Genomic DNA, 6,000 nt, shown 5'->3' on the forward strand with positions numbered 1-6,000 from the left:
GACCCGCTGAGCCGACTACGGAACGTGGCCACCGTCGCACACGGTGGCCACGTTCCGTTGTGCAACCCTGTCCCGAGTTTCCCCGGCTGGCCTGGTGGAGTGACCATGGTGCGGTAAGGGTGCCGCGACACCAGGCCTGTCTCCGAAAACAGGGGGTAACCGACCGGACGAGAATTCGAGGAGCGCATGTCTGCCGAGAGCACGCCGGAACCCGCGATAACGGAACCCGGCTCCAGAGGCCCCCGTCGAGCCAAGGGGCGCCGCCGCAAGGCCCCCAGCGGGCGCCGCAAGGCCCTGCTGGTCACCGCCTGGACCGCGGCGGGCGTCGTCGTGCTGGGCGGCACCGGACTCGGATACGTGTACTTCAAGCTCAACGGCAACATCAAGAGCGTCGACATCAACCAGGCGCTCGGCAACGACCGGCCGGCCAAGGCCGACAACGGCTCCGAGAACATCCTGGTCCTCGGCTCGGACACCCGCGCCGGCTCCAACCGGAAACTCGGCGGCGGCACCGACGACGGCAGCGCCCGCTCCGACACGGCGATGATCGTGCACATCTACAAGGGCCACAAGAAGGCCGCCGTGGTCTCCATGCCGCGCGACACCCTCATCAACCGCCCCGAGTGCACCGACACCAAGGGCGACACCCACCCCGCCGCCAAGGGGGTCATGTTCAACGAGTCGTACTCCACCGGCGGCGCCGCCTGTACCGTGAAGACCGTCGAGTCCCTCAGCGGACTGCGCATGGACCACTACCTCGAGGTCGACTTCGCCGGTTTCCAGAAGCTCATCGACGAGCTCGGCGGCGTCAAGGTGACCACCAGCAAGAACATCGACGACCCGCAGAGCCACCTGGACCTCAGGGCCGGCACCCACCAGCTCACCGGCAAGCAGGCCCTCGGCCTCGTACGCACCCGGCACGGCGTCGGCGACGGCTCGGACCTCGGCCGCATCCAGCTCCAGCAGGCCTTCGTCAAGGCCCTGGTCAACCAGGTCAAGGAGATCGGCGTCCTCACCAACCCGAAGAAGCTGCTCGACCTCGCCGACACCGCCACCAAGACCGTCACCACCGACTCCGAGCTCGGCTCGGTGAACTCCCTCACCGACTTCGCGAACGGCCTGAAGGGCATCAGCTCCTCGCAGATGCACATGGTCACGATGCCGGTCCAGTACGACCCCACGAACCCCAACCGCGTCATCGTCCAGCGGACCAAGGCCCAGCAGGTGTGGACGGCTCTCAAGAACGACCGGCCCATCCCGGCGAGCGCCACCAAGGGCGCGGCCAAGGGCGAGGCGAACGGAGTCGTGACGTCGTCGTAGGAGTACGGCGACTTCGTCACGGGCGGCCCGTGGCAGCGCCCCAAAGGGGCGCGGGGAACTGCGCGAACAACCACAACGGCCCCGCAGCCGCCCATGGCGAGACCGTCGCAGCCCCCTGGGCGAACCACCCCAACCCCCAGGGAATAGAAAACGCGAACCCCCGGTTTGGGAGGATGGCCCCAGTCCTGGCAGACTGGTACGTCGGCTCCGGTTCACGCCCCCGCACCCCGCGGAGCGACCCGGCGCCCTCCCGAAACCTAGGAGACACCTTGAAGCGCGACATCCACCCCGCGTACGTCGAGACGCAGGTCAGCTGCACCTGCGGCGCGTCGTTCACCACCCGCAGCACCATCGAGTCCGGCACCATCCGGGCCGAGGTCTGCTCCGAGTGCCACCCGTTCTACACGGGCAAGCAGAAGATCCTCGACACCGGTGGCCGTGTGGCCCGCTTCGAGGCCCGCTTCGGCAAGGCCGCCGGCTCCAAGAAGTAGCGAGCGCCGAATCGCCGGTCCACGGCAGCGACCCCTCACCCGGAGGGCGTCGCGCCGGGACCGGCGTTTTTGGTCGCCCGCCAGCCCTTCACCCGCAGTACAGGAGCCCCAAGATGTTCGAGGCCGTCGAGGAACTCGTCGCCGAGCACGCCGACCTGGAGAAGAAGCTCGCCGACCCGTCGGTCCACTCCGACCAGGCCAACGCGCGCAAGCTGAACAAGCGCTACGCCGAGCTCACCCCGATCGTCGCCACGTACCGCTCCTGGAAGCAGACGGGCGACGACGTCGAGACCGCGCGCGAATTCGCCGCCGACGACCCCGACTTCGCGGCCGAGGTCAAAGAGCTGGAGAAGCAGCGCGAGGAGCTGACCGAGAAGCTGCGCCTGCTGCTCGTCCCGCGCGACCCCAGCGACGACAAGGACGTCATCCTGGAGATCAAGGCGGGCGCCGGCGGCGACGAGTCCGCCCTGTTTGCCGGCGACCTGCTGCGCATGTACCTGCGCTACGCCGAGCGCGTCGGCTGGAAGACCGAGATCATCGACGCCACCGAGTCCGAACTCGGCGGCTACAAGGACGTCCAGGTCGCGGTGAAGACCAAGGGCGGCCAGGGTGCCACCGAACCCGGACAGGGCGTGTGGGCCCGGCTGAAGTACGAGGGCGGCGTGCACCGTGTGCAGCGGGTGCCCGCGACCGAGTCCCAGGGCCGTATCCACACCTCCGCCGCCGGTGTCCTCGTCACCCCCGAGGCCGAGGAGGTGGACGTGGAGATCAACCCCAACGACCTCCGCATCGACGTCTACCGCTCCTCCGGGCCCGGCGGCCAGTCCGTGAACACCACCGACTCCGCGGTGCGCATCACCCACATCCCGACCGGCGTCGTCGCCTCCTGCCAGAACGAGAAGAGCCAGCTGCAGAACAAGGAGCAGGCACTGCGTATCCTGCGCTCCAGGCTGCTTGCCGCGGCGCAGGAGGAGGCGGAGAGGGAAGCCGCCGACGCCCGCCGCAGCCAGGTCCGCACCGTCGACCGCTCCGAGAAGATCCGCACCTACAACTTCCCGGAGAACCGCATCTCCGACCACCGCGTCGGCTTCAAGGCGTACAACCTGGACCAGGTCCTGGACGGCGACCTCGACGCGGTGATCCAGGCCTGCGTCGACGCGGACTCGGCGGCGAAGCTCGCGGCCGCGTGAGGAACGTCGCGCGGGCCGCGCACGACGAAGTACCGAGCACCGGAAAGTACTGAACACCGGAGGACGAGCGTGCAGCAAGAATTTGGGGGGCGGCCCCCAAGCCCCCGCAGCGTGCTGCTCGCGGAGGTGGCGCAGGCCACCCAGCGGCTGGCCGACGCCGGCGTGCCCTCGCCGCGCACCGACGCCGAGGAACTCGCCGCGTTCGTGCACGGCGTGAAGCGGGGCCAGCTGCACTCCGTGAAGGACTCCGACTTCGACGCCCGCTACTGGGAGGTCATCGCCCGGCGCGAACAGCGCGAGCCGCTGCAGCACATCACCGGGCGGGCCTACTTCCGCTACCTCGAACTGCAGGTCGGGCCAGGGGTGTTCGTACCCCGGCCCGAAACCGAGTCCGTGGTCGGCTGGGCCATAGACGCGGTGCGCGCCATGGACGTCGTCGAGCCCTGCATCGTCGACCTGTGCACCGGCTCCGGCGCCATCGCGCTCGCCCTCGCCCAGGAGGTGCCGCGCTCCCGGGTGCACGCCGTGGAGCTGTCCGAGGAAGCCCTCCAATGGACCCGCAAGAACGTGGAGGGGTCAAGGGTCGACCTGCGTCAGGGCAACGCCCTGGACGCCTTCCCCGACCTCGACGGCCAGGTCGACCTGGTCATCTCCAACCCGCCGTACATCCCGCTCACCGAATGGGAGTACGTAGCCCCCGAGGCCCGCGACTACGACCCCGATCTCGCGTTGTTCTCCGGGGAGGACGGTCTCGACCTCATCCGCGGTCTGGAACGCACGGCACACCGGCTGCTGCGCCCCGGCGGAGTCGTCGTCATCGAGCACGCCGACACCCAGGGCGGCCAGGTGCCCTGGATCTTCACCGAGGAACGGGGGTGGGCCGACGCGGCCGACCACCCCGACCTCAACAACCGCCCCCGGTTCGCGACGGCCCGCAAGGCGCTGCCGTGACCACCAGCACTTCCGACCCGCAGCAGTACGTGTACGAGGAGGCCCGTTAGACATGGCACGGCGATACGACACCAACGACGCGACCGACCGCGCGACGGGTCTGCGCGAGGCCGCCTCCGCCGTCCGCCGGGGCGAACTCGTGGTGCTGCCCACCGACACCGTGTACGGCATCGGCGCCGACGCGTTCTCCTCGCAGGCGGTGGCCGACCTGCTCGACGCCAAGGGGCGCGGCCGCAACATGCCCACCCCCGTGCTGATCGGCTCCCCGAACACGCTCCACGGGCTCGTCACCGACTTCTCCGAGCTCGCCTGGGAACTGGTCGACGCGTTCTGGCCTGGCGCCCTCACGCTCGTCGCCAAGCACCAGCCGTCCCTGCAGTGGGACCTGGGGGACACCCGTGGCACCGTCGCCGTGCGCATGCCGCTGCACCCGGTCGCCATCGAGCTGCTGACGGACGTCGGCCCGATGGCGGTGTCGTCGGCGAACCTCACGGGCCACCCCGCGCCGGAGAACTGCGACGCCGCCCAGGAGATGCTCGGCGACTCCGTCTCCGTCTACCTCGACGGCGGCCCGACCCCCGGCAACGTGCCGTCGTCCATCGTGGACGTCACCCGTGAGGTGCCGCTGCTGCTGCGCGAGGGCGCCATCTCGCCGGACGAGCTGCGGAAGGTCGTACCCGACCTCGAGGTGGCGAATTGACGGCCCCTGACGCGGGGCGTGGCATAGGCGGCGGTCGCTACAGCGCGGAGGAGACGACGACGTTCGGGTTTCCGCGCGACAGCTTCCGCATCCTCCACGTCAGCACAGGCAACGTGTGCCGCTCGCCGATCACCGAGCGGCTGACCCGCCATTTCGTGGCGGAGCGGCTCGGGGTCCTGGGGCGCGGGCTGATCGTGGAGAGCGCGGGCACCTGGGGCCACGAGGGGGCGCCCATGGAGGCCAACGCGGAGGCGGTGCTGGCCGAGTTCGGCGCGGACGCCTCCGGCTTCGTGGGGCGGGAACTGCTGGACGAGCACGTGATCATGGCGGACCTGGTGCTGACCGCTACGCGGGATCACCGGGCGCAGGTGATCTCCATGGGGCACTCGGCCGGTCTGCGCACCTTCACGCTGAAGGAGTTCACCCGACTGGTGCGGGCGATAGACCCGGCGACGCTGCCGCCGCTGGAGCACGGGCTGGTGGCGCGGGCGCGGGCGCTGGTGCGGGCCGCTGCCGCGCTGCGGGGGTGGTTGCTGGCGCCCACCGCCGAGGCGGACGAGGTGTACGACCCGTACGGGGCGCCGCTGCCGTTCTTCCGTTCGGTGGGGGACGAGATACACGAGGCGCTGGATCCGGTGGTGACCGCGTTGACCGGGGTGCCGGCGCGGACGTAGTGGCGGTCTGCCGGGTTGGCGGAGTGGTCTCGCCCCCGCCGCCCCTACCCTTCCCGTCCCCAGGGGCTCCGCCCCTTCGACCCCGCAGGGGGCTGCGCCCCCCGGACCCCCGCGGGGCTGCGCCCCCGGACCCTGCTGGGGGAGGGGGCTGACGCCCCCTGGACCCCGCGAGGTGCCGCCCCGGCATCCGCTGGGCCCCTGCGGGGCTGCGCCCTTGCACTCCCTGCGGGGCTGCACCCCTGCGGGGCTGCACCCCTGCGGGGCTGCACCCCTGCGGGGCTGCACCCCTGCACTCCCTGCGGGGCTGCGCCCCTGCACCCCTGCGGGGCTGCGCCCCTGCACCCCTGCGGGGCTGCGCCCCTGCACCCCTGCGGGGCTGCGCCCCTGCACCCCTGCGGGGCTGCACCCCTGCACCCCTGCGGGGCTGCACCCCTGCGGGGCTGCGCCCCTGCACCCCTGCGGGGCTCTGTCCCTGCACCCCGCTGGGGGCTGCGCCCCCAGACCCCGCTTCGGCCCTGGACGGGCCTCGTCCTCAAACGCCGGACGGGCTGAAAGCCTGGGGCCGGCTCCGTGTGTGGGGTGGGGGCCGGATGGGCTGAGGACCCGGGGCCGGGCCCGCCCGTGCGGTGGGGGCCGGATGGACGGAGAACCACGGGCCGGCCCCGCCCGTGCGG

General features: G+C 71.3%; 6 protein-coding genes. All 6 read left to right on the top strand.

Going from position 1 to position 6,000, the window contains the following annotated elements:
- Positions 1 to 186: 186 nt before the first annotated feature.
- Entirely contained in the window at positions 187 to 1,320 is a 1,134-nt protein-coding gene (locus ACWC21_RS17140) for an LCP family protein (protein ID WP_450882525.1), read from the top strand.
- 269 nt (positions 1,321 to 1,589) lie between these two features.
- Positions 1,590 to 1,811, top strand: a complete 222-nt coding sequence (rpmE, locus tag ACWC21_RS17145; protein ID WP_030740744.1) for a 50S ribosomal protein L31 — start codon at positions 1,590 to 1,592, stop codon at positions 1,809 to 1,811.
- A gap of 113 nt (positions 1,812 to 1,924) precedes the next feature.
- Positions 1,925 to 3,001: a peptide chain release factor 1 gene (gene prfA, locus ACWC21_RS17150; RefSeq protein WP_389151703.1), complete on the top strand. Its 1,077-nt coding sequence runs from the start codon at positions 1,925 to 1,927 to the stop codon at positions 2,999 to 3,001.
- Positions 3,002 to 3,112: 111 nt separating this feature from the next.
- Complete coding sequence (gene prmC / locus ACWC21_RS17155; protein ID WP_450882528.1) at positions 3,113 to 3,952, top strand: peptide chain release factor N(5)-glutamine methyltransferase; 840 nt, start codon at positions 3,113 to 3,115, stop codon at positions 3,950 to 3,952.
- Positions 3,953 to 4,004: 52 nt separating this feature from the next.
- Complete coding sequence (locus ACWC21_RS17160; protein WP_450882530.1) at positions 4,005 to 4,652, top strand: L-threonylcarbamoyladenylate synthase; 648 nt, start codon at positions 4,005 to 4,007, stop codon at positions 4,650 to 4,652.
- The gene (locus tag ACWC21_RS17165) at positions 4,649 to 5,326 is read left to right on the top strand and encodes an arsenate reductase/protein-tyrosine-phosphatase family protein (RefSeq protein ID WP_450882532.1); all 678 of its coding nucleotides are present in this window, start codon (positions 4,649 to 4,651) and stop codon (positions 5,324 to 5,326) included. The genes ACWC21_RS17160 and ACWC21_RS17165 overlap by 4 nt, the downstream gene beginning before the upstream one ends.
- Positions 5,327 to 6,000: the final 674 nt, after the last annotated feature.

The organism is Streptomyces sp. NPDC001348 (genome assembly GCF_053597535.1).

Excerpts from the sequence above, each read along its gene's own strand:
- ACWC21_RS17140 (WP_450882525.1), top strand. The coding sequence starts at position 187 with ATGTCTGCCGAGAGCACGCCGGAACCCGCGATAACGGAACCCGGCTCC.
- prfA (WP_389151703.1), top strand. The coding sequence starts at position 1,925 with ATGTTCGAGGCCGTCGAGGAACTCGTCGCCGAGCACGCCGACCTGGAG.
- ACWC21_RS17160 (WP_450882530.1), top strand. The coding sequence starts at position 4,005 with ATGGCACGGCGATACGACACCAACGACGCGACCGACCGCGCGACGGGT.